This window comes from Photobacterium panuliri (assembly GCF_059920555.1).
Genome location: NZ_CP197193.1, coordinates 592,248 through 614,418 on the forward strand (window position 1 = coordinate 592,248; position 22,171 = coordinate 614,418).

The 22,171-nt window shown below is 45.2% G+C and carries 16 protein-coding genes; 9 read left to right on the forward strand and 7 right to left on the reverse strand.

Annotated elements, in window-relative coordinates; translation table 11 throughout:
* Positions 1-3 precede the first annotated feature (3 nt).
* Together ACSF8X_RS18905 and ACSF8X_RS18910 are read left to right on the forward strand one after the other, a co-directional pair.
* The gene (locus ACSF8X_RS18905; protein WP_500851991.1) at positions 4-408 is read left to right on the forward strand and encodes a VOC family protein; all 405 of its coding nucleotides are present in this window, start codon (positions 4-6) and stop codon (positions 406-408) included.
* A gap of 780 nt (positions 409-1,188) precedes the next feature.
* Positions 1,189-2,784: an EAL domain-containing protein gene (locus ACSF8X_RS18910; RefSeq protein WP_500851992.1), complete on the forward strand. Its 1,596-nt coding sequence runs from the start codon at positions 1,189-1,191 to the stop codon at positions 2,782-2,784.
* A gap of 37 nt (positions 2,785-2,821) precedes the next feature.
* Here the strand turns inward: ACSF8X_RS18910 and ACSF8X_RS18915 are convergent, their stop codons facing one another.
* Together ACSF8X_RS18915 and nagZ are read right to left on the reverse strand one after the other, a co-directional pair.
* Positions 2,822-4,357, reverse strand: coding sequence for a GNAT family N-acetyltransferase (locus ACSF8X_RS18915; RefSeq protein WP_500851993.1), 1,536 nt, complete (start codon positions 4,355-4,357; stop codon positions 2,822-2,824).
* A 196-nt stretch (positions 4,358-4,553) separates the two neighbouring features.
* Positions 4,554-5,558: a beta-N-acetylhexosaminidase gene (gene nagZ, locus ACSF8X_RS18920; RefSeq protein WP_047879081.1), complete on the reverse strand. Its 1,005-nt coding sequence runs from the start codon at positions 5,556-5,558 to the stop codon at positions 4,554-4,556.
* 291 nt (positions 5,559-5,849) lie between these two features.
* Here nagZ and ACSF8X_RS18925 point away from each other — a divergent pair, with 291 nt between their 5' ends.
* The gene (locus ACSF8X_RS18925; protein ID WP_047879080.1) at positions 5,850-6,329 is read left to right on the forward strand and encodes a DUF1097 domain-containing protein; all 480 of its coding nucleotides are present in this window, start codon (positions 5,850-5,852) and stop codon (positions 6,327-6,329) included.
* Positions 6,330-6,386: 57 nt separating this feature from the next.
* Here ACSF8X_RS18925 and ACSF8X_RS18930 read toward each other — a convergent pair whose 3' ends face one another.
* Positions 6,387-7,337: a precorrin-2 dehydrogenase/sirohydrochlorin ferrochelatase family protein gene (locus tag ACSF8X_RS18930; protein WP_500851994.1), complete on the reverse strand. Its 951-nt coding sequence runs from the start codon at positions 7,335-7,337 to the stop codon at positions 6,387-6,389.
* A 309-nt stretch (positions 7,338-7,646) separates the two neighbouring features.
* Here ACSF8X_RS18930 and ACSF8X_RS18935 point away from each other — a divergent pair, with 309 nt between their 5' ends.
* Entirely contained in the window at positions 7,647-8,768 is a 1,122-nt protein-coding gene (locus ACSF8X_RS18935; protein ID WP_500851995.1) for an efflux RND transporter periplasmic adaptor subunit, read from the forward strand.
* A 2-nt stretch (positions 8,769-8,770) separates the two neighbouring features.
* Positions 8,771-11,947, forward strand: coding sequence for an efflux RND transporter permease subunit (locus tag ACSF8X_RS18940; protein ID WP_500851996.1), 3,177 nt, complete (start codon positions 8,771-8,773; stop codon positions 11,945-11,947).
* A gap of 64 nt (positions 11,948-12,011) precedes the next feature.
* On the opposite strand, the gene ACSF8X_RS18945 is transcribed toward ACSF8X_RS18940, so the two are convergent.
* Positions 12,012-13,088: a S1 family peptidase gene (locus ACSF8X_RS18945; protein WP_500851997.1), complete on the reverse strand. Its 1,077-nt coding sequence runs from the start codon at positions 13,086-13,088 to the stop codon at positions 12,012-12,014.
* A gap of 325 nt (positions 13,089-13,413) precedes the next feature.
* Between ACSF8X_RS18945 and ACSF8X_RS18950 the strand changes: the two genes are divergently transcribed.
* Complete coding sequence (locus ACSF8X_RS18950; RefSeq protein WP_500851998.1) at positions 13,414-14,238, forward strand: DUF5718 family protein; 825 nt, start codon at positions 13,414-13,416, stop codon at positions 14,236-14,238.
* Positions 14,239-14,280: 42 nt separating this feature from the next.
* Here ACSF8X_RS18950 and ACSF8X_RS18955 read toward each other — a convergent pair whose 3' ends face one another.
* Positions 14,281-15,273 carry a lipid A deacylase LpxR family protein gene (locus ACSF8X_RS18955; RefSeq protein WP_047879075.1) on the reverse strand — a complete coding sequence of 331 codons (993 nt, stop codon included), beginning with the start codon at positions 15,271-15,273 and terminating at the stop codon, positions 14,281-14,283.
* Positions 15,274-15,398: 125 nt separating this feature from the next.
* Here ACSF8X_RS18955 and ACSF8X_RS18960 point away from each other — a divergent pair, with 125 nt between their 5' ends.
* Positions 15,399-16,247, forward strand: coding sequence for a sulfurtransferase (locus tag ACSF8X_RS18960; protein WP_500851999.1), 849 nt, complete (start codon positions 15,399-15,401; stop codon positions 16,245-16,247).
* Between the two features lie 69 nt (positions 16,248-16,316).
* Here ACSF8X_RS18960 and ACSF8X_RS18965 read toward each other — a convergent pair whose 3' ends face one another.
* Positions 16,317-17,183: a GGDEF domain-containing protein gene (locus ACSF8X_RS18965; protein ID WP_047879073.1), complete on the reverse strand. Its 867-nt coding sequence runs from the start codon at positions 17,181-17,183 to the stop codon at positions 16,317-16,319.
* A gap of 522 nt (positions 17,184-17,705) precedes the next feature.
* Here ACSF8X_RS18965 and ACSF8X_RS18970 point away from each other — a divergent pair.
* Both ACSF8X_RS18970 and viaA read left to right on the forward strand, forming a co-directional pair.
* On the forward strand, positions 17,706-19,361 hold the full coding sequence (locus ACSF8X_RS18970; RefSeq protein WP_500852000.1) for an ATPase RavA domain-containing protein: 1,656 nt from the start codon (positions 17,706-17,708) through the stop codon (positions 19,359-19,361).
* A 13-nt stretch (positions 19,362-19,374) separates the two neighbouring features.
* Positions 19,375-20,823 (forward strand): ATPase RavA stimulator ViaA, encoded by a 1,449-nt coding sequence (viaA, locus tag ACSF8X_RS18975; RefSeq protein WP_047879071.1) that lies wholly within the window; start codon positions 19,375-19,377, stop codon positions 20,821-20,823.
* 146 nt (positions 20,824-20,969) lie between these two features.
* Here the strand turns inward: viaA and ACSF8X_RS18980 are convergent, their stop codons facing one another.
* On the reverse strand, positions 20,970-22,100 hold the full coding sequence (locus ACSF8X_RS18980; RefSeq protein ID WP_500852001.1) for a transporter substrate-binding domain-containing protein: 1,131 nt from the start codon (positions 22,098-22,100) through the stop codon (positions 20,970-20,972).
* Between the last annotated feature and the right edge of the window lie 71 nt (positions 22,101-22,171).

Consider the following 22,171-nt stretch of genomic DNA (forward strand, 5'->3'; position numbering starts at 1 on the left):
CCAGTGATAGAAGCAACAGGTATTGATCATATTGTTCTACGCACAACCCGGCTCACTGAGATGCTTGAATTTTATGTTCAAGTGCTGGGTTGTCAGATAGAGCGCGAAACAGAGAAAGCATTAGGCTTGACACAACTGAGAGCAGGGAGCGCCTTGATCGACTTGGTTGATGTGGAGAGCGATTTGGGCAGGAAAGGTGGAGGAGCCCCCACTCATCAAGGTAACAATATGGATCATTTCTGTCTTCAAATAAAGCCATTGGAGGAAGCCGAGATTTGCCGATGTTTGGAGGCTGGTGGAATAGAAGTTGGAGAGTTTACCGTTAGGTATGGTGCTGGCGGTTTTGACCGTTCATTGTATATCAATGATCCAGAGGGAAATACTGTCGAGATCCGTTGTGCGGGTTAACGTTGTTAGTCTGTTAAATCTCGAGTATCTATCATAAGTTGTTGCCATGTTTCAGTGGTTATTGATGCGCTTGATAATTGATTGTTAAGTGAGATGAACGTTTTTGCAAAGAAGGGAACAGAGTCGGAAATCCTTGATATCACAAGTGGTGATTGACGGGGGATGGAGAGAAAGTAATACAATGTGACGGTTTTTCCGAGTTTACCTGATGATTTTATCGAATTATGGGAATGTCATTAATTATTCAGTAAATTTGTTCTGTTTTTCACAAAAAAATAACTCCAGCGTGCATTTTAGGGCAAATTACGGTATCTTAGCCCTGTCTAAAAATTGCTTCTAAGTGCCGTTTAGAGGCATTTTTTAGACCTTGGACAACCCCTTATTTTTAATTTTTCAAAGGTTTACTGTAATGATGGAAACGTTGCTAGTCATTGCTTTTATTATCGGTGGTGCTTACGTCGTTCTTCGTGAGAAGAAATGCTGTAAAGGTATTGATTATTCAAGCAAGTCTCTTTAAATGTGCTGAAAGGCATTTATTGCATGGTAGTAACCGATAATAATGTAATCGGTTACTACAGTTTACTATTCCGCATGTCTGTACGTTTGTTGTGATCTAGGTCAATAGTTTTAAATCAATACCAATATTGTTGAATATGCTTGTGGTCATTAGTGGTTTTTGCTGTTAATTTCTTAAGGTAATTCAACGGGATAGCAAGTTGCGCCCAAATGTTGGGGCAATAGCGAATCTTGTTAGCGTAGGATGCTGGGCTTGTTGGTAGTATGAGGCTGATTTTAGAACGACAAACATCAAATCACAATGGACTGGCTAAGCAGTGTCAGCCTAACGGTTATTTGTTTTTCGTAGTTGTTATTACGTTATGCGCATCGTTTGCGTTGATGTTCACGGGGATTGCTTCTCGTACTTACATTTCTACAATGTTAAAATACGATGCCCAAGAACTCTTGTCGACTTATTCCAATCGAGTAGAGCGGTACCCTGATTCTCTCTATGCTCTTAGTGAAAAGTTTCGGTTCGACTGCAGTGAAGACGATCAACATTACTTAGAACAAATAAGCTACAGTGATTATATGATTCGCCGCATATCACTACAGCTTAAAAATGGGGGCAAATGTTCTAGCTTTGATACTATTGAAAGCGATAGAGCGATGAAACCACTCGTTAATAACGTCAATAAAAATATATCACTTTGGGTAGTCAATGAATTAAATGATAAGCAGCAAATAATAGTTGCTGAATGGAAAAATCATTTAGGTTCAATGTTTGTATATCTTGAGCCATTGATTGTTGATAGTTTAAGAAATATATATTGTGATGATTGTGTTTTAACGAGACTCACGTCTACTGAAAATTCAAATATTTCATTTTTTCGTGGTGATGCGAATCTATTGGAGCAGGAACCATTATTGAGTTCAACTTATGATAATGGTTTGAGGGTGGATATATATGTAAGCCCAAGATTGATGAATCACTATGAGCAAGCTGCAATTCTGCCATTGTTATTATTAGGTGCAACATTTGGTATGATATTTGTGGCGACCTATAGGTTGTTTTTAACTCGACGCTTATCTCTTCATTCATTGGTTGAGCAGGGGTTGGCAAGAAAAGAGTTTATTCCTTATTACCAGCCGATAGTCAATGTCTCAAATAACTCACTCTATGGGTGTGAAATGCTTGCCCGTTGGCAGCGACCGGGCTGTGATATGATATCACCAATGGAATTTATACCCTATGTTGAAAAGAGCGGACAAATATTTCCTATTACTGAACAGTTGCTCTCGAGAGCTGCTCGTGAAATGGATAAATTAAATTGGCAAGAAACCAGACAGGTTATTAGTATCAATATTGTCCCTGATCAGTTGGAGCATCCCGATGTCATGAAGCGCGCGCTGGCATTACTTGAAGAAAGTAATATTTCGCCTGATCAGATTGCATTCGAAGTGACTGAGCGTAAGCGATTTACTGATTTGGCGATGGCCTCTAATGTGATTGAGCAACTACGAGATCAGGGCATTGACGTAAAACTTGATGATGCCGGTACAGGCTATGGTGGATTTAGCTATATACAACAATTGAATATCCGTAGCTTGAAGATAGACAAAATGTTTGTTGAAACTATCGGTACATCGGATATTAAATTATCGCTGCTTGATTCGATTATTGCTTTTGGTAAGGAAGCCGGAATGGAGATGATTGCGGAAGGTGTAGAAACGTGTGAGCAGTCTACATATCTTGCCAATCGTGGAGTAGTGTTACAACAAGGCTTTTATTTTGGTAAACCAATGGAATTTCGGGATTTCGCTTATTACTGTAAATCTATAGTTGCGTCATCACCTTGTGCTGTGGTGTTGGTATAAGGGCAAGATAACTTGCCCTTATACTTGATGTCTCTAGTTATTCTATTGCCGGTTTTGTGAATTGGCCATAGAGATCTAATCGTCGATGACGAAGATTTGTAACAGAACCTTCGGTGTTGAGGTATTTTAGTTTATCTAATTCGACATCTGCGAAAATAATCATTTCAGTATTAGGGCTGGCCTCAGCAATAATTGCATCATGGGGGAAATAGATATCAGCCGGTGAAAAGACAGCTGACTGCGCGTATTGAATATCAACATTATCTACTCTAGGCAGGTTGCCAACACTGCCGCCGATAGCAACATAACATTCGTTTTCAATGGCTCTGGCTTGGGCGCACAGCCTGACTCGGAGATATCCGTTTTTGGTATCAGTCCAAAAGGGAACAAAAATAATTTGGACGCCTTGTTCTGCCAACATTCTGCCGAGCTCGGGAAATTCAGCATCATAGCAAACAAGGATGCCGACACGACCTGCATCTGTTTCAAAGACTTGAACCTTTTCGCCGCCATCTATCACCCAGTCTCGTTTTTCGTGCGGTGTGATATGAAGTTTGTATTGTTCATCAATACTGCCATCACGGTGAAGCAAGTAAGAGACGTTATAGAGGTGTCCCTCTTCTAACAGCGGCATACTACCGGCAATAATATTTATATTGTAAGTGACGGCAAGCTGCGAAAAACGCTGTTTGATTTCATCGGTAAACTCGCTGAGGAAGCGAATAGCATCGACTGAGTTGTGATTTGGCTTCAAGCCCATGAGTGGGGCATTGAAAAATTCAGGTAGTAGGGCAAAGTCCGCCTGATAGTTGGAAAGTGATGATATGAAGAATTCGGCCTGATCGATTAAGTCGTCAACGGAGACCATCTTGCGCATTTGCCACTGAACAATCCCTAAGCGTACTTCTGTTTTATCAACATCCAGAATTGAAGGGGTTTCTTCTTCGTAAAAAACGTTGTTCCACTCCAGTAATGTTGCATAACCACATGATTTTTCATCTTCGGGTAGGTAATGCTGCATCAGTCGTTTTACATCAAAGTCGTTAGCAAGTTGAAAAGAGAGAATCGGATCATAGAGCTCTTTACGTTTGACCTTCTCTAAATATTCGATGACTGAATGCTCGTCGGCAACCTTGTGGTATTCCGGTATTCTTCCACCCGCCAATATTGCCTTCAGGTTCTTGCTGCGGCAAAGCTCTTTGCGGGCATCGTAAAGGCGTCGACCGAGCCGGAGGCCACGGTAATCGGGGTGGACGAAGACATCTAATCCATACAGCGCATCACCGTTAGCCTGATGCTGAATGATATTTTGTTCATTGATTATATCGGTATAGATATGTGGGAGTGAAAAGCGGTTGTATTCCACCTTGATGGTTAGGGCTGCACCTATGATTTTTCCGTTATCTTCAATACAGATCTGGCCATCAGGAAATTGGTGGATCAAGTCCATGATTGTCATTTGCGGCCATGCTCCCCCCACATCTTTGAATACAAGGTTCATCAGTGCAGCAAGTTCGTCATAGTCACGGGGCTTGATTGTGCGGATGTTCAGAAGCGGAGTATTAGTATCCATACTGACTCTCTTTATAGGTATGCAGCTTGTGTCTAAACTATATTGAGAGTTTCCTATGGAAATCAACGTCTTTTATTTATGCTTTATTGATATGTGAGTGAGGTTGCATTTGTTATGAGGGGCAGAGATAAGAGATGGGGATAAAAAAGGGCAGTACTGAGCTGCCCTGAACCGTTTGTATCCTAGAGGAGGAAAATTAGCTGTGCTTTTCTTTCCATTCTTGGCTTAGGCGGCCAATGCGCTCAGAGGTTTCTTGCCATTTTCGAGTGGCGATAAGATCACGATACTCACCGGTTGGCTTTTTAAGTAGTGTTTCGAGACGTTTTACTTGGGCTTGTGGTAAACCATCAAGAGCCTGAATAGCACCCTCACGGTTGTTACATAACAAAACCATATCGCATCCGGCTTGTTGGGCCGCAATCGCTCGTTCACTGTAGCTGCCGAGTACGTCAGCACCTTTCATGTTGAGATCGTCAGAGAAGATCACCCCATCAAAACCAAGTTCAGTCCGCAGCACGGTCTTTAACCAGTATTCAGAACCACTAGCGGGGGCACTGTCATAATGATTGAATACAACGTGGGCTGGCATCATCGCATCAAGCAAGTTTTGCTCTAGTAACGCTTTAAAGACAGTCATGTCGTGCTCTTTGATCATATCACGAGGATCATAAGGTGTTTCGAGATGAGAGTCTGCTATGACCCCACCATGACCTGGGAAATGTTTGCCTGTTACTGCCATTCCAGCAAGCTTCATACCCTTGATAAATTCCGCGGCATAGCGGGCAACCGTTGCTGGTTTATCTGAAAATGCGCGATCGCCAATTGCCTTACAGTCAAAACCAAGATCAAGAACCGGTGCAAAACTGAGGTCAATATCCATAGCCAGTAATTCAGCGGCCATTAGCCAACCGCCTTCCTGTGCCAATTCAAGGCCATTAAGGCTCTCGGCAAATGCCTGTGGGGGCGGAAGTAAGGTGAACTCGTCACGGAAGCGCTGTACTCGACCACCTTCCTGATCCACGGTGATAAGTAAAGGCCGCTTGGCGGTTTGGCGAATGTCCTTAGTTAATGCTCTAAGCTGTTTTCTATCATGATAGTTGCGGGCAAAGAAGATGATGCCACCAACCGTTGGATGTTCAATGATTTCGCGGTCTTCAGCTGTCAGCTCATAGCCTGCGATATCGAGCATTAATGGTCCCATGAAGTCTCCTTGGGGGGATGGGGAATACTCATAATATTATGCACTAAACGCTATTGACCAAGCTACAGCAAGATTATCTGAGATTGATTGTTTATTACTGTAAACGCTGGGTTTATTGTGAGGAACAGTATTAATTCTTTGTAGTTGATTGTATATGACTATTAGTGTGGTATTTATCACGTATTTGGTGTGTTGTTAGTATTTTTTTCATTAAAATGGTGATTTTGATCTATTTACTGCCGTTAATGATTCGATAAACTGTTTCCAATTTAAAGGTAATTGAGAACTGTCATGTCAGTGTTAGCAGCAATCGCGATCACAACGGGGATTCTATCTGGTGTATGGGGCTGGGTAGCCGTGTCTTTGGGCTTATTGTCTTGGGCGGGTTTTTTGGGGTGCACGAGTTACTTTGCATCGCCAAAAGACGGTCTGAAAGGCCTAGGGCTGAGTATTGCAACCAACCTTAGTGGCGTATTTTGGGCAATGGTGATTATTCACCTGTCTACGTGGGTTGGCATTGATATTGTTGGTTACGTTGTCACAGCTGTGGTGGCGTTCTTTATGTGCATTCAGGCCAAACATAATATTCTTAACTACATACCTGGTACTTTTATTGGTTCTTGTGCGACATTTGCCGCAGCTGGGGATTGGCAGTTAGTGGTTCCATCGCTGTTACTCGGCGGTGTGTTTGGCTTTGCAATGAAGGCAAGCGGGGTGTGGTTGCAAGAGACGCTCAACAAGCCGGATACCGAACTCTGCGAAGAGAACTAAGCGTTAACAACTTATAAAAAATGCCGCTTAAAGCGGCATTTTTTTTGCCTGTAAAGATTATTGGCAGCTGACGTGTTCAACATGAGTCTCAAGGGTGACGGTTTCTTCTATCGCGCTGATGACGGATGCTGTTTCTGCTTTGTCGATTAAGATACAGATTCGGTATTTTTCATCCAGTGATGTTTCCACTAGTTCGGCAACGTTATTGAGAGTATATGGCATACGCTCTGCGTCACGCCGGCATAAATCGACAAAAATATCATCGGCATCACCGGGGAAGAGCACCATTTCGGATTGTTGCATCAGTCGGAGTGCTTTTAGACTGAGGCGTTCAGGATCATGGTTGGTCTCAATCAGGTAGAGGGCAGCTCCGTTACTGATAGAGTCGGAGTCGAGCAACAGCTTAAACAGGGTTTCTAGTGTGGCTTCGTCTTTAACTGCCTCTACTTGTGGGTGGCGTAAAAAGTGTTCCCAAAATCGTCTTCTCTCATCAACGCTATTGTAAGTAAATTTTATCCTGTCACGCTGCTGTCCGGCATAATTGGCTATCATGCCTAAGTTTTGTGGGAGGGTTGTTTCGAATTTCTCCCGTAGATACCTCACTAGAACAGGGGATGCCCCTCCGCTTGATATGGCAACTTGAATCGGGCTGCGATCGATGATCGACGGGGTAATAAACTGGCATTTATCTTTGTCGTCTACCACGTTCACCCAGATGCCTCTGCGTGCTGCATCGTCACAAATTTGTTGATTCAGCGTGCTGTTGTCTGTGGTTGCCCATACCAGCCAGCTTCCCTCGAGTAAATCAGGTGTATAGATACTGTTAATCCAGTCAATTGCTCCGGTCTTAGCTAGTGTTGCTAAATAGGGATGAAGTGACGGGGAAATAATAGATATTTTCGCGCCTGCTTTTCGTAATAAATCAACTTTGCGGCACGCGACTTCTCCACCACCAATTACGCTTGTTTTCTTATCCTTAATTGCCAGGAAAACTGGGAAATAATCCATATAAATACCCTTTAGGAATAAATGCATCCATGTAACTGATTGAGTTGAAAGTTAATTCAATTTTCAGAAGAGAATGAGATAAACAAATACATCATTTGAAACATTTTGATACACAAGCCCAGTATATTGCTTTTATTACTGGGCATTGTTCAGCTTGTATTAAAGGCATAATGGTAATTTTTAGTCTACTAAAAAAAGCCAGTTGCGCCATATTTCTCTCAAGATAAATATTGGCGAAAGATAATGGTATTAGTTTGGGATTAACAAGAACAAATATTATTTGTTACATCATCTGATTTGGGTCGGCATATGAAGAAAAAACTGATAATCGCAACCATGGTAAGTTCAGTCTTGCTGACGGGGTGTGGGGATAAGGCATCTGGACCAGCTGCAGGAATGAGCCCGTTGGTTTCAGCGCAGCCTGTGACAGTTATTGATTACCAGCAAGGCAAGCAATTTGTCGGTAGAACTGAGGCGTACGAAGATGTCGCCATAACAGCACAAGTGTCAGGCTATCTGAAGTCTCGGTTATTCACCGAAGGAGATTGGGTTGAAAAAGGCCAGTTATTGTTTGAAATTGAGCCTGCTGCCTATGAGGCTCGCCTTGCTAGTGCCAATGCATCGATTTCACAGGCTGAGGCAACGCTTAAGCGGGCAAACTTGGATTGGGAACGCGGCAATAACTTGTTGCCAAAGGGCAGTATTAGCCAGTCCGAGTTTGACCGCCTAACCGCTGAAAAACTCAATGCCGAAGCGCAACTTAAGTTGGCTAAAGCGCAGGTGAAATCGGCTGAGGTCGATTTATCCTATACCCAAATAACCGCTCCGTTCTCTGGTCGTATCAGCGACAGTCAAGTCAGCATTGGTGACTTGGTTTCACCAAGCTCGGGCGTGCTCACAACCTTGGTTAGCCTAGACCCCATTCATGCAACATTTAACATGAGTGAACGCCAGCGATTGGACTTTGGGATTGATACGCTAGATGGTTCAGGCAAAGGACGCAACGAAGTCGAAGTTGTGATGACATTGACCAACGGCAAGCAGTATCCAGTACTTGGTGAAGTGGATTTTGTCGGTAACCGAATTGATTTGAACACCGGCACTATTGCCATGCGCGCAAGTTTTGCCAATCCCGATCAAGCCTTGTTGCCGGGCCAACATGTACAGGTTTTCTTACGTGAGAAGACTCCGGTTCAGCGTTTGGTTATTCCACGACGTGCTGTTCAAAGTGATTTGGAAGGTGATTTTGTGATGGTACTGCAAGATGAAAATGTTGCAGAGCGTCGCAACGTTATTCTTGGTCCACAGACTGAACACGGAGTGATTATCGCACAAGGCATTACTGCCGATGATCAAGTACTGACTAAAGGCCTCCAGCGTGTCCGTAACGGTATGACGGTTAAGCTGGAACAAAAAGAGGCACAAGGGTAATTATGTTAAGTCGCTTTTTTATCCAGCGTCCTAAATTTGCGCTGGTTATCTCGATCATACTTACTCTGGCCGGTGCCATTGCGCTGCTCAATCTGCCGGTGGCGGAGTATCCGAAAATTAGTCCGCCTTCGGTTGGTGTGACGGCATATTACTCGGGAGCGAGTGCCGAAGTTGTTGAAGAGGCGATTGCCGATCCAATTGAAGCATCGGTCAATGGCGTTGAAAACATGATCTATATGTCGTCAAAAAGTGCCAATGACGGTTCCTATAGTCTCAACGTGACGTTTGATATCGGTACTGATCCGGATATGGCACAGGTTAACGTGCAAAACCGTGTCGCCCAGATCGAATCCAAACTTCCAGCTGAAGTGCGGATGGTGGGCGTGACGGTGAAAAAACGCTCACCCGATCTATTGATGGTACTGAACTTCTATTCGCCAGATGGCAAGTATGATGACAAGTTCCTGATTAACTACATTAATCTGAATGTGAAAGATCAGCTGGCCCGTGTTACTGGGATCAGTGAGGTCAATGTTATCGGTGGCGGTGAATACGCGATGCGGGTTTGGTTGGATCCAGAGAAAATGGCCAATCTGGGGTTGACCACATCCGATATCAATGCAGCACTGTCAGAGCAGAACGTACAGGTAGCGGCTGGTAAGGTTGGTGCTCCACCGTATAACAATGCTCAAGAAGTGCAGTTCAACCTTGTGACCAAAGGACGCTTGGAAACGGTTGATGAGTTCGAGCATGTGGTACTGCGTGCCAATACCGATGGCTCGATGGTTTACCTCAAGGATGTGGCCCGTGTAGAGCTGGGTAAAAAGTTCTATGACGGTAATGGCTTATTCCGCAATCAGCCTGCATCAATCGTAGCTTTGAACCTACAATCTGATGCTAACGCATTAGAAAGTGGTCAGGCAGTCATGGATCTGCTTGAACGAATGAGTGCAGACTTTCCTGAAGGGATGAGTTACGAAACCAGCTACGATACAACGCTGTTTGTATCTGAGTCGATCAAAGGGGTGGTCAAAACCCTGATCGAAGCCATTTTGTTGGTTATTGCCGTGACCTATCTATTTTTGGGCAGTATGCGTTCAACCTTGATTCCGGTTGTTGCTATCCCGGTTTCTTTGATCGGTACATTTGCAATCATGCTGGCGACAGGTTTTACGATTAATACCGTGACCTTGTTTGGCCTGATCCTTGCCATTGGTATTGTGGTGGATGATGCGATTTTGGTTATCGAAAACGTCGATACCATTATGAAGCGTGATCCTAGCCTAACACCACGTAAAGCCACCTTGATGGCAATGAAAGAGGTGACCGGCCCGATCATTACATCGACCTTGGTGCTATTGGCCGTCTTTCTCCCTGTGGCCATGTTGCCGGGGATCACCGGTATCATGTACCGTCAGTTTGCGCTGACCATCTGTATTTCGGTGGTGATCTCATCAATCAATGCATTGACACTTTCACCGGCACTGTGTTCTTTGGTGCTGAAGCAAGGTGGGGACAATACATCGCGCTGGTTCTCTGTATTTAACCGTGGCTTGGAGAAAGTGACGCTTAAATACGGTGCTATTGCTGGCTTCATGGTCCGTAAGGTGACCTTGTTGATGGCGTTCTTTGCCTTGGCAGTCGGTGCCGTGACTTTCTTGTCGAAAACAACCTCGACGGCGTTTGTACCGACAGAAGATAAAGGTATTTTGCTGGTTAACGTTCAGTTGCCTGATTCGGCGTCGTTGTCCCGGACTGAGCAAACAACCAAGAAACTTCAGACGATTCTGGAAGGTGAGCCGGGAATTGACGGTATCACAGTCGCCAATGGTTATGCGTTCTTGACCGGTGCGGCTGCATCCAACGGTGCTTCATTGTTTATCAAACTCAAGGACTGGGATGTACGTAACGCGATGGATGGCGATCATTCATCGGCTGCTATCGCCAACCGTATTAACGGCCGCGCCGCCATGGAGTTGTCCGAGGCGATTGTCTTTGCAATGGGGGCGCCAGCTGTTCCGGGGATGGGGGCTGCATCGGGGTTCGAGTTTGTGCTTGAAGATACCCTAGGGCGCAGCCGGACTGATTTGGCCAACGTGATGGGAGAGGTGATCCAGAAGGCGAATCAGCAACCCGAAATCCAGTTTACCTTCAGTACATTCCGTGCCAACGTGCCGCATTTCTATATTGATGTTGACCGTGTCAAAGCCAAGCAACTGGGGATCCCACTCACTGAGATTTTCCAGACGCTACAGGGTAACCTCGGTTCTATGTACGTGAATGACTTCACGCTATATGGCAAGAATTTCAGGGTAACGGTACAGGCAGACAGCGATTACCGGGATAGCCTTGATACCTTGGAGCGCTTCCACGTACGTTCTAGCTCGGGAGAGATGATTCCACTGAGTACCCTAACGACGGTAGAGCAGGTGTTCGAACCGGATGTGGCATGGCGTTATAACATGTATCGCTCTGCGGTAATTCAGGGAAGTCCGGCACCGGGTTACTCAAGCGGAGATGCTATTGCCGCGATGGAACGTGTTGCCGCTGAAGTGCTGCCGCAAGGTTATCAGTTTGAATGGACTGGTATGGCCTATCAGGAAGTGAAGGCGGGCAATCAGGCTATTTACGCATTTGCCTTGGCATTGATCTTTATCTATCTGTTCATGGTTGCGCAGTATGAGAGCTGGAGTATACCGCTGGCAATCATATTGGTGGTGCCTGTGGCAACTTTGGGTTCGTTCCTTGCTTTGGCCATAACTGGAACGCCGCTCAATCTCTATGCCCAGATAGGCTTAGTGCTATTGATCGCGCTTGCCGCGAAGAATGCCATATTGATTGTGGAATTTGCCAAGTTAGAGCGTGAAGAGAAAGAGTTGGATATCGAAAAAGCGGCGGTGCGTGGTGGTAAATTGCGTTTCCGTGCGGTGAACATGACATCTTGGTCGTTCATTCTCGGTATTATGCCGTTGATTTTCGCCTCGGGCGCAGGCCATATCAGCCAGAACTCATTGGGGATATCGCTTACCGGCGGTCTACTGTGCGTGCTGTTGGCCGGTACTTTCCTTATCCCTGGTTTCTTCGCTTTGGTGCAGCGCAAGCGCGAGAAGTTTCATGGTGGATCAACGCGCTTGATTCCAATCGATGATGAAGATGACAGCGAACTAAACGCTAAATAGAAAAAAGCTCCCGTAAGGGAGCTTTTTGTTTTCAGGGTTATCCCATGCTGATTGATAAGGTTGCTTATTTTTTGCGGCGCAAAAGAGCCAAGCCAGCGAGCGCAGCCAGAGCCATCAGAGGAATGCTACCGCCGCCGGATGAGCCGGTGTTCTTTTTGGCCGCTGGCTTGGTGTCGGGTATGGCGATGAATGGGTCAGCATCGAATGAGGAGGCTGGAACTGCAGCAAGATCTAACCCTGTTTTTAGCTCAATCCATGGGTAATAGCTTGCCAGTTCGGTATATAGGCCATTGTATTGGGCCTGTGGCATACCGGCATTCTTCGGCTCACAGTAAGGGCCATTACTGGTTACGCCAATTACCCGCAGACCGAAATCGCTGTCGCTGGCATGGTTTGGATTTTGCCATACCAGTGGGCCGCCTGAGTCACCGCGGCAGACATCTTTTTTGATGTCAGGATTGTTGCTGTCCGCACAGACAAAATGTGAATTTGCATCAAGAGAGTAGGTTGGCTTGCAGCTATTGATGGGGATCCCCGCCAGCTTAACCACCATGAGTTCGTCCGGTTGAGTGAAATATGGTTGTGAGGCCCCCCAGCCGGATGCAATGAGATTCGCTTTGGAAAAGGCAGAAGGTGTCCAGGTATTGTCAAAAGCCTGATTGGCGAGGTGCTGCTCGTCAGCCGTCGCTACTTTGATTGGTTTGGCAACCTCCATCATTGACCGGTCAACCTGAAGCAACGCAATATCATCATTGGCGCTGATGCTCAAATCAAAATTAGGATGGACGATTTTCCGGATAATGTTGAACTTATATTTGCCGTCAATGTTGGCGGCATCGCCGTTGGCATTAGGAATGTGGTGGGTTCCAGCAATCAGGATGTCGGTCATAGCAGGAATGATACAGTGGGCAGCCGTGACAGCCCAAGTATCGCTGATGACTACAGCTCCGCATCCTGAACGAGTAGAAAAGTCAAATTCTGACTGCATGACCATCGCAGCCTGCCACGGAAGTAGATTGTTATTAATTTTACTAATTTCTGAACCGTTTAATACGCGAGGCTGAATCTCGGTAGAGGCTGTGACGTTAAGGCTAGTGCATGCTAAGGCAAGCACGATTGGGCTAAGTATGAGTTTTTTCATCCTGAATATCTTTTCGCTATTTATTGGTGGTTATATTTTTTAGTCTTGGTGCTGTTGAAATTACTGAACGTTGTTTTATTTCCATTTGGATCTTAATAAATTTCTTATATCGTTCCAATCAAAAAATTGCTTTATTGAGCAAAATACCGTGGTAAAGGTTATTTTTTCATCAGTGATGGGGTGCGGCCTTGTTATTGCGTATAAGTGAGAACCAAAAGTGATCTGCTGCAAAGAGTGAGTTGTTGCAGTTCGAATTTCGATAAGTAGCACGTTATACTGGCGGTTTATTTAAGTCATCTGTTTACATTACAAAGAGTTGCATTATATGGCGTATAAGCACGTTATCGGCTTTGGGGTTGCGGGAAATTTTGCCGGCCATCTTGAACAAGCCGGAGAAGACAAAGATTTTGTTGCAGTAGAAGTTAATGAGGCTGTTCAGCCAAAAGCTATTTTTCCGTTTTATGTTCCGGCTGAGCAAGCGGGATTTTTGGCCGCTTACCCACTGTCATCAGATACTATCGTGACGCCAAATGATGCCGATAACTTGCAGATTGAGCCTGAAGTCGCTCTGATCTGTGATATAGAGTATGCGGGCAGTGAAGTGGTCGCCTTGTATCCAAAACAATTTGCCGCTTATAACGATTGCTCAATTCGTAAACCGGGCGCAAAGAAGATTAGCGAAAAGAAAAACTGGGGTGCCTCGACAAAGGGGATCTCGGCTCAGGTGTTGCCACTTGACCACTTGCAACCCGGCGGAACATTGGATAGCTACCGTATTGCCAGCTTCCATAAGCGTGATGGGGTGATGGCTAAATACGGTGAGGATAGCCCAGTTGTTGGTTATAGCTATTTCCATCAAAAACTCTTGGATTGGATTGTCGACCGAATGAATAACCAACAGGATGTTGGTCCAACAGAACATATTGCAATGCACCTTGAGAATGCTGGCTATCCGCAGCAAGCGGTTATTAGTATTGGAGCGACTCGCTATACCGAATACGGTGAAACAACGTTCTTGAAACCAGATGATACAAGTATTGTGGTGGTTTATGATGGTGAGCGTTATAGCCCCGATCAAATCGCACTGATGGCTCAGTCAGAGCAATTTGAGCAAAGGGGCATATCAGCTCTGGTACAGGTTGTCGCTTAATTATCTATCCCCAAGTTTGATCAAACTTGGGGATTTTTCTAGTTAGAATCGCCAGAATAGTTCGAGAGAGCCTGTTGTACTTATACTGTGTTTGTCTTCTTCGAATTCAGGCGTGCTAGAAGCAAGGCTAAGACTTACCCCCCATGAGGGTTGATAGTAAACGGCCCCAATAATGGCTGTTGCCTGCCAATTTTCGACATGTGTTTCTGGTGCTGTTGTCGGCCTGTCGCCATCAATAGTGATATCGTTGAAGCGGTAGCGTCCTTCTATCCCTGTAAACACAAAATAGCCGCTTGGACTGTTGGCTAGCACGCTACTGTCGACGTATTTTCCCGGCGTAAAGCCAGTTGTACCGAAATTATTGGCGAGTTGTGTCCCCCAGCGTATTACCCCGCCGACAGCTAACTCACTTTGGTAATTACCCGCATTGATTCGGGCTATTCCGCTGAGATCATACTCGTCCATTGCCCAGGCTTTGTCTCGAGTTAATAGACGGTGCCCTTCGTAGCCAAGGTTGAAGACGAGTTGATTGTCGATTTGGGTGTCCCAGCCCATCGGATCGTCGGAGCCGATAATACTGTGGATGAATTTTTGGGTATCTTCGGCAAAGGCATTGGGACCGACAGTGCCAATCATAAGGTTATATTTATCGACAGAGAGTGGTGAGAATTGTCGGATACCGCCTTCGAGGAAAAGGAGGCCGGCATAGGGACGCTCACCGTCAGGGGGGCTATTGGCCTCGATATCCTCAGGGGTCCACATTTGCTGACCGAGTCGTAGGTTCCAGTTTTTAGACCTATTTTCATCCAGTGGAAGCCAGTTTGCGATGTAAGCAAAGGGGATTGGTGCATCATTTTCTAGTGATAATGTTGATGCAGAGTTGTATTCGAAAAATACACCATTGGTATAATTCTGGTCAGTACCTACGATACCGTCGTTGTCGATGGAAAATGCGAAGCTACCTGCATTAAATGCAGAAACGCAGGGTACGAAAAGCACAGAGCCCGCGGCCAATGCTAATGTAAGTGGGTTCATGAACAATCCTTTGATGTAACTATTATCGCAATGATAACTGAATCAGTATTTTCTAGAGGGTTGTTAAGAGGGAAATGTGAAGCAAAGGCAAAATATAAATTTTTACTGTAAGTAAGGATGTCGAAATGTCACTTGTATTAAACTCACCATTGGTATCAGTTTCATGGTTAAGCGAACATCTCGCCGAGCCCGATCTTGTGGTGTTGGATGCTAGCTGGTTTATGCCAGGGGCTGAACGCGACGGGGAACAAGAATGGAAAATAAAACGAATACCCGGTGCTCGGTATTTTGATTTTGATAAGAAGATTGCCCAGCCTGATTCGCCTTGGCCCCATATGCTGCCTTCTGAAATATTGTTTGCCACGGAAGTTGCCAAATTAGGTATTAGCAACAGCAGTACGATTATTGTTTATGATAGCCAAGGGGTCTTTTCCGCTCCTCGAGTGTGGTGGATGTTTCGGGCTATGGGACATTCAGCTGTGGCGGTACTTGACGGTGGGTTACCGGCATGGGAAGCCGCAGGGGAGGTAATTGAAACAGGTGAGTCTACATTACCATCACCAGGATTATTTACCGCTGCCTTGCAAGCCAAGTGGGTGATTGGGGGCGATGAGCTACAGTTACGGTTGGCTGATCATCATACGCAGATATTTGACGCTCGCCCGGCAGCTCGCTTTTATGGCTTGCAACCAGAACCGCGAGCCGGTGTTCGAAGTGGTCATATGCCACAGGCAAAAAGTTTGCCATCCAGCCAGTTACTCAAAGATGGCTATTTCTTACCGGTAGTACAGATCAAACAGCGATTTGATGCGTTGAGTGATCCACAGCAACAGTTGATTTTTAGTTGTGGCTCAGGTGTAACAGCTTGCATTTTGGCGTTGGCTGCAGAGTTGTCCGGTCGCGATAATCTTACCGTTTATGATGGTTCATGGACGGAATGGGGAAGTACTTATCGTTACCCGGTTGTTAGCTAGTTTGTGTCTACCAGCGCACTCCAATCATGTTCGTTATCATTGCGGTGAGTGCGCTGGGTATATTGGCTATTATGGGGTCAGTTGTTTATTTAGCTTTTCTTGATACATCGCTCGGTCAGCTTTGGCTAAAATCGCATCGGGGTCGCTGAGATTACCCGGGTAATACGGTGAGAGGCCGACGCTCAAATCAATTCGGTATTCTGTACGCAGTGGGTCTGAAATCTCATATAACTGGTTAATCCATATCTGACACGGGTGTGGATCTTCGCTTGGCAGCAGAACGACAAACTCATCACCGCCTATCCGGTAGATCTTACTGCCCGTGGGGGCTGTGTGCAGAAGAAGTTTGGCGATTTCACAGAGAATTTCGTCGCCGTTTCTGTGGCCAAAATAATCGTTAACATGCTTAAAGTTATCGATATCGATATATGCCAATATCCCGCGTTGTTGGTTGATGGCCATTTTGTCAAATTGACGAAACAAAGCGCGTCGATTAAATAGGCCTGTGAGGTGATCTTCATAGGCTTGTCGGCTCAGTTTACTTTCTAGCTTTCTGGCGAGAGTAATTTGACTGTGTAATTTACCGATGAGATCTCGCCGCTGGTGGATCAGCTTAATAAAGCAGAAGCAAATCAAAAACACACCGATGTGCATAAAAATGTCATCGGTAGAATCGACAAGCCAGTGGTTATTGAGCTCTGGTATCTCGTCAATAATATCAGCCAACACCCCAATAGCATAAGTGCCTAAAGCCAGCATCATCCAGCTGCGCATCTCTTGCCCGAAATCTTCCCGTAGAAGCATCACAATTAAAACGAGAGTAAGGAGTGAAACAATAATATCAAGCTGGCCATTTGATGGGACAAGGGCTGATAACAAAATGCCGATACAAACGATGATCGTCAGTCGGGTTGGAAGCTGTGACAGTGAGTTCATAGCAACATCTAATGCTTATAAGGTGTATGTCATAATGACAAAAAGAGGTGAAGGTATACAAGGTGTTTACAAAACGAGAAGGTGAAGTCTAATTTCGGTCATTTCTTTATAGGTAATAGGGTGGGTGAATGTGGTTTTATTGACTCATAATTGAATAGTGACGTATTACTTTTGTTGGCTGTGCGAGGTTTGTTAGTAGTGGACCTAGTTTCATTAAAGTTCAAATTAAAGCGCTCTTTTACTCAGTGCAAGGTAGTAAAAACATGCACTAAACATCATGATTTAGCAAAAGTATCCATAAAGCCAAGATTATAGAGGACAAGTATTTCTGATACAAAAGGTTATGTGTGATGAGGTCATTATTGGAATCATAGATTTCTATCTAGAGCCTGCGAGTTCTCTTTGATATATAAGAGATGTTACAAATTATTTCAGGTAACATCGTTGTAACACGTTATAGTTTGTGTCTATCCTGAATTAAGTGCTTTGGCACAGGGATATGGCAATTGAAGAGGTCGGATTATGCTGACAATGGCAAGAAGCGCACAACCTAATAAAGCACTGGTTTCTGAACGGATCCAGAAACTGATCAAAGCGCTTTCGAACGGCGTTTATGAGCGCGAAGAAACGATCAAATTATGCTTGCTAGCCGCATTGGCAGGTGAAAGTGTGTTCCTGCTTGGTCCGCCCGGTATCGCAAAAAGTTTGATTGCGAAGCGCTTGATCCAAGCGTTCGATAATAGCCGTTTTTTCGATTACTTGATGACTCGCTTTTCAACACCGGAAGAGGTGTTCGGCCCACTTTCTATTCAAGAATTGAAAGACAATGGTAAGTATGTTCGTTTAGTTGACGGTTATCTGCCAACGGCGCAGGTGGTTTTCCTCGACGAGATTTGGAAAGCGGGTCCGGCGATCCTCAACACGCTGCTTACTGTAGTGAATGAGCGCACCTTCAAAAATGGTCAGGATGTGTTACCTGTACCTATGCGGTTGTTAATTACCGCGTCGAATGAATTACCTGAAGAAGATAGCGGTCTAGAGGCCCTCTATGACCGGATGCTAGTTCGAGTATTCGTTAACCGTATTCAGGAAAAGCAAAACTTCAAGTCTATGCTGATGGGGGAAGGGCCGACGATCCAAGAGCTGGAACCGGGCCTTGCCATTACCGATGAAGAATACAACAACTGGCAGCAACACATCGACGATGTCAAATTGTCGGAAGAGATTTTTGAAAAAATCTATACGCTCAAGCAAATGATAGAGACTCGCTCCGGAGAGGTGGAGTCTCAAGACGCGCATGAGAGTGAATTGTATATCTCGGATCGCCGTTGGAAAAAGTCAGTACGTTTGCTCAAGGCAAGCGCATTCTACAATGGGCGAGATGAAATTAATCCGCTGGATTTGATGTTGCTGCAAGATTGTATGTGGCATAGCCCTGAATCTCGGCATGTTATCCGTGACATCATCAATGAGTTTGCCCTGCAAAAAGCGTTCAACCAAGAGCAGTCCCAACATTGCGCTACTGAAGCCCAGACCATTCTTGATGAGTTGAATGACGATATTGCCAATAATTTGTGCGTAACATTCAGCCGTGAAAGCATGATGCGCAAAGAATGGTACAAGTATGATTTCAGCGGGGCTCGACGTTACAACGTTAATCATAATCCTCGAATGATCAAGTTGGTTATGCTTCAGCAGAATCCATCAGTATCAGAACAGGAGAAAGGCGATAGTCGCTGGGTGTATGTAGATGGTGACGAATTCGAGAAGAAAATCAAAACGGGCCAATGTGATATCTATGGTTTCGTCAACAAAAATACCCATTTATGCCGATTGCAGTTTGAAGTTGATGCCAAGTTACGTCTTGTTATTAAAGATATAGCTAATCGGGCCGTACTGGTCGGGATCGCTGGTGATAAGGGGATTAGTCCTGCTCAGCAGCAAATCTGGGCGTCTCGTGCTGAATTGGCATCTGACAAAATCGTTGATGCCGAACACAATATTAAAATATCTCGTAGCAGTTTTCATGGAGCGTTGCCGCATACCTTTGTTGATGAGAGCATTCCAAGTGCGATTGAGCATAGCTTGTCATTGGCAAATGATACGGTCAATGAGCTTAAGCTCGACATGGACAAGAGCCTGTTCAGGATTAATCACTTGTCAGAATACTTTGTGTAATTAGGAGCTGCTCATGCCTGTATCTGAAAGCATGAATCTAGCAATGATGCTGGCCGAATCGGGCATCATTGATAATGCGGTACACGAGCTCATGCTACGACCGCAGTTGATCATGGCTGCTGAATCCAACCCAGGGATCAAAAATGCGATGAAGGATCAGATTATGAAATGGCGGGGTCAGGTTCAGCAGCGTATAACCAAGGTCAGTATTGAAGAGCGGTTTCAGCAGGAAATCGAACTATATCAAGAAGCCAGTCATTGGGACGCTGACCATTTTGTTCAGCATATCCACACTGTGGTGAAACAGCTTGAGGGGCATTCTGCGTTTTACTTTAAAGCGAAAAGTTTGCTTGAAAAAGATCACCAAAAGCATAACCCGATGTTCCAGAGCTACTTTTGCAATCAATGGTACCAATATCTAGCCCAAGCCTTGAACGACGCCCAACGCAATGAATTGGAACAGCATAAAGAGCAGTTGTTGGCCGATTTGTACCAGCGTATTGAAACTATGCGCCAGATGGAAGGCGTGACCGAGGCGGGTGATGAGAAACGAGCGGGGCGCTTGTGGGATATGGCACAAGCTTCATTGACCAAATCAGATGTTACGACCCTAAAGACAATTGCGGCCTTTTTGAAAAAGAACAATGGCCTGCAGGAGATTGCTGAAAAGTTGGGCCGGATGGCCAATGAGGTAGATGATCCGAACCGGGAACGTGTACGCGCAGAAGAGCTCAAGTTGGTTGAAGAGCGAAGTGACAATGTCACTGATGATATCGTTGGGATCCATGAAAGTGATGATCTCTCCAAGCTCTTGCCTAATGAGGCAATGTTCTTGGCTTATCCTGAATTGGAAGTGGTGTTTTATAAGCACCTTGTGGATAAGCGTCTGATGAATTATCGGGTTCAGGGCTCGCAACGCAAGCTGCGCCGGGTCAAGGCTTACAAGCGGCAGACCAAGCAGGTTGAGCAGGATAAAGGGCCATTTATCGTCTGTATTGATGCATCGGGGTCGATGAATGGTTTTCCCGAACAGTGTGCTAAGGCGCTGGCCTACGGGTTGATGCAAATCGCCTTGGCCGAAGATCGTGATTGCTACGTTATTTTGTTTTCAACGCAGCAAATTACCTATGAGTTGACCAAGCAAGACGGCCTGAGCGAAGTGCTTAATTTCCTCTCTTATTCTTTTCATGGAGGGACAGATTTGGGGCCAGTATTGGATCAATCCATCGAGCTGATGTTAAGCGAGAAGTATAAAAATGCCGACTTGGTGGTATTGTCTGACTTTATTGCGCCATCTCAGCCTGATGAGATGATGAAGCGGATCAACAAGCTGAAAGAAAACCGCAACCGCTTCCATGCTGTGAACCTGTCCAAATACGGTAACCCTGAGCTGATGGCGATTTTTGACCATTGTTGGTCATACCATCCATCACGTCTTGGACGGTTGCTGAAATGGCGCTGATATTCTGATTTTGTTTTGTCTTTTGCGGTCGCCTGTGGCCGCTTTTTTATGTCTGTTTTTAAAGATCAGCACATTAGTTTCAGTGAGCTATCTTCTATCTCATGTACCGTTCAGCGTGATCATTCGGTCGGTGTTGGGCATCAGTGTTATTTTTCGGCAAAATAGTTCTGCAAGGCTTGGCGCCACTCAGGGCTTTGCCTTATTTTGAGAAGGGCTCGGTTAAGCTTTTCTCGGTGTGGGCTGTTGTTTTCGAGCACTAACCCGTAGTTTTGCTTTTCAAATTGATAGGGAAGTACCGTGAGTTGTTCGTAGCGGCCTTGTTCCTTGGATTTCTTAATGAGGTATTTGAGAACGGCATCATCGGCAACGATGGCATCGACTTCATCCCGATCTAGAGCGTCCAGCATATCTTCGATATCGGGATATGCCCGATGGACTATGCTGTGGTTGGTCAGGAAGGTGGAAGACGTCGAGGTTTCTTTGGCCCCCACATTGAGGTTGGCGAGATCGTTAGGCCCCCTAATGTCGCTGCTTAGTAATCCCAAGGTAAAAGTGCTGGCCAAAACGGCTGTTACACTGGCAATAAAAAAGGTCGTAAACACAGCGAGAAGGACGGTTAATATTCTGCCGGTCAGGGTTCTAAATTCATAATAGTTGAACGGGCCTTTTGTAATGAATAGTAATCCGAGGAGGAAGCCCTCCACCCAACGTGCTTTGCGTGATTCCATAGAGTAGAGCTTGTCATTGATTTTATGTTCCAGCAGATAGTAAATCCCCCCAACGAGAGATGCGGCCAGAAAAGCAATACCGATCACGAGCAGGAGTTTGGTATTGGTGAAAATACTGATTAGGGTGTCGAGATGGCTTTGTTGCTTTATGGCTATAGCAAGGTGAGTTTCGTAAAATGAATGGGAAAAATCCAGCCGCTCTTCTCGTTCAGGGGTAATGGAAATACACGATACCCCAATATGCATTTTTCCTTTTGCGACATCATCAAGAAGTTCACCCAAACCATGATTGGTGATTTCGTAGCTCACATCGAGCTCATGGGCAATTTTCTCCCACAGTAATACGCTCAGCCCGCTGTAGGTTTTTTCTTCGCTCTCGATCACGAATGGTGGGCAATTATAGCTGCCGACCTTGACTATTGGCTTATTGGTTGGCGCGGCTTCAGCGAAGCTTTGGGATGCCATTATGACGCTGAACATTAGGTAGGCAACTATCCTTCCAATGAACCAGAGTTGTCGTTTAGAGTTTGGTTTATTGTTTTTCTTCATTCCACATCCCCATCTATCTGTCCAAGGCTCGGCGATGTAGCCATTTATTCAGTATAACCGTCATTAATTGT

What these genes read in the sequence shown, in the direction of transcription:
- nagZ (WP_047879081.1), bottom strand. Translation starts at nt 5,558, where the DNA reads ATGGGACCATTAATGCTCGATATCGCAGGCTATGAGCTGACAGCTGAA.
- ACSF8X_RS18930 (WP_500851994.1), bottom strand. Translation starts at nt 7,337, where the DNA reads ATGGATTATTTCCCAGTTTTCCTGGCAATTAAGGATAAGAAAACAAGC.
- ACSF8X_RS18950 (WP_500851998.1), top strand. Translation starts at nt 13,414, where the DNA reads ATGGCGTATAAGCACGTTATCGGCTTTGGGGTTGCGGGAAATTTTGCC.
- ACSF8X_RS18965 (WP_047879073.1), bottom strand. Translation starts at nt 17,183, where the DNA reads ATGAACTCACTGTCACAGCTTCCAACCCGACTGACGATCATCGTTTGT.
- ACSF8X_RS18945 (WP_500851997.1), bottom strand. Translation starts at nt 13,088, where the DNA reads ATGAAAAAACTCATACTTAGCCCAATCGTGCTTGCCTTAGCATGCACT.
- ACSF8X_RS18940 (WP_500851996.1), top strand. Translation starts at nt 8,771, where the DNA reads ATGTTAAGTCGCTTTTTTATCCAGCGTCCTAAATTTGCGCTGGTTATC.
- viaA (WP_047879071.1), top strand. Translation starts at nt 19,375, where the DNA reads ATGCCTGTATCTGAAAGCATGAATCTAGCAATGATGCTGGCCGAATCG.
- ACSF8X_RS18935 (WP_500851995.1), top strand. Translation starts at nt 7,647, where the DNA reads ATGAAGAAAAAACTGATAATCGCAACCATGGTAAGTTCAGTCTTGCTG.
- ACSF8X_RS18910 (WP_500851992.1), top strand. Translation starts at nt 1,189, where the DNA reads ATGAGGCTGATTTTAGAACGACAAACATCAAATCACAATGGACTGGCT.
- ACSF8X_RS18980 (WP_500852001.1), bottom strand. Translation starts at nt 22,100, where the DNA reads ATGAAGAAAAACAATAAACCAAACTCTAAACGACAACTCTGGTTCATT.
- ACSF8X_RS18960 (WP_500851999.1), top strand. Translation starts at nt 15,399, where the DNA reads ATGTCACTTGTATTAAACTCACCATTGGTATCAGTTTCATGGTTAAGC.
- ACSF8X_RS18925 (WP_047879080.1), top strand. Translation starts at nt 5,850, where the DNA reads ATGTCAGTGTTAGCAGCAATCGCGATCACAACGGGGATTCTATCTGGT.
- ACSF8X_RS18970 (WP_500852000.1), top strand. Translation starts at nt 17,706, where the DNA reads ATGCTGACAATGGCAAGAAGCGCACAACCTAATAAAGCACTGGTTTCT.
- ACSF8X_RS18955 (WP_047879075.1), bottom strand. Translation starts at nt 15,273, where the DNA reads ATGAACCCACTTACATTAGCATTGGCCGCGGGCTCTGTGCTTTTCGTA.
- ACSF8X_RS18915 (WP_500851993.1), bottom strand. Translation starts at nt 4,357, where the DNA reads ATGGATACTAATACTCCGCTTCTGAACATCCGCACAATCAAGCCCCGT.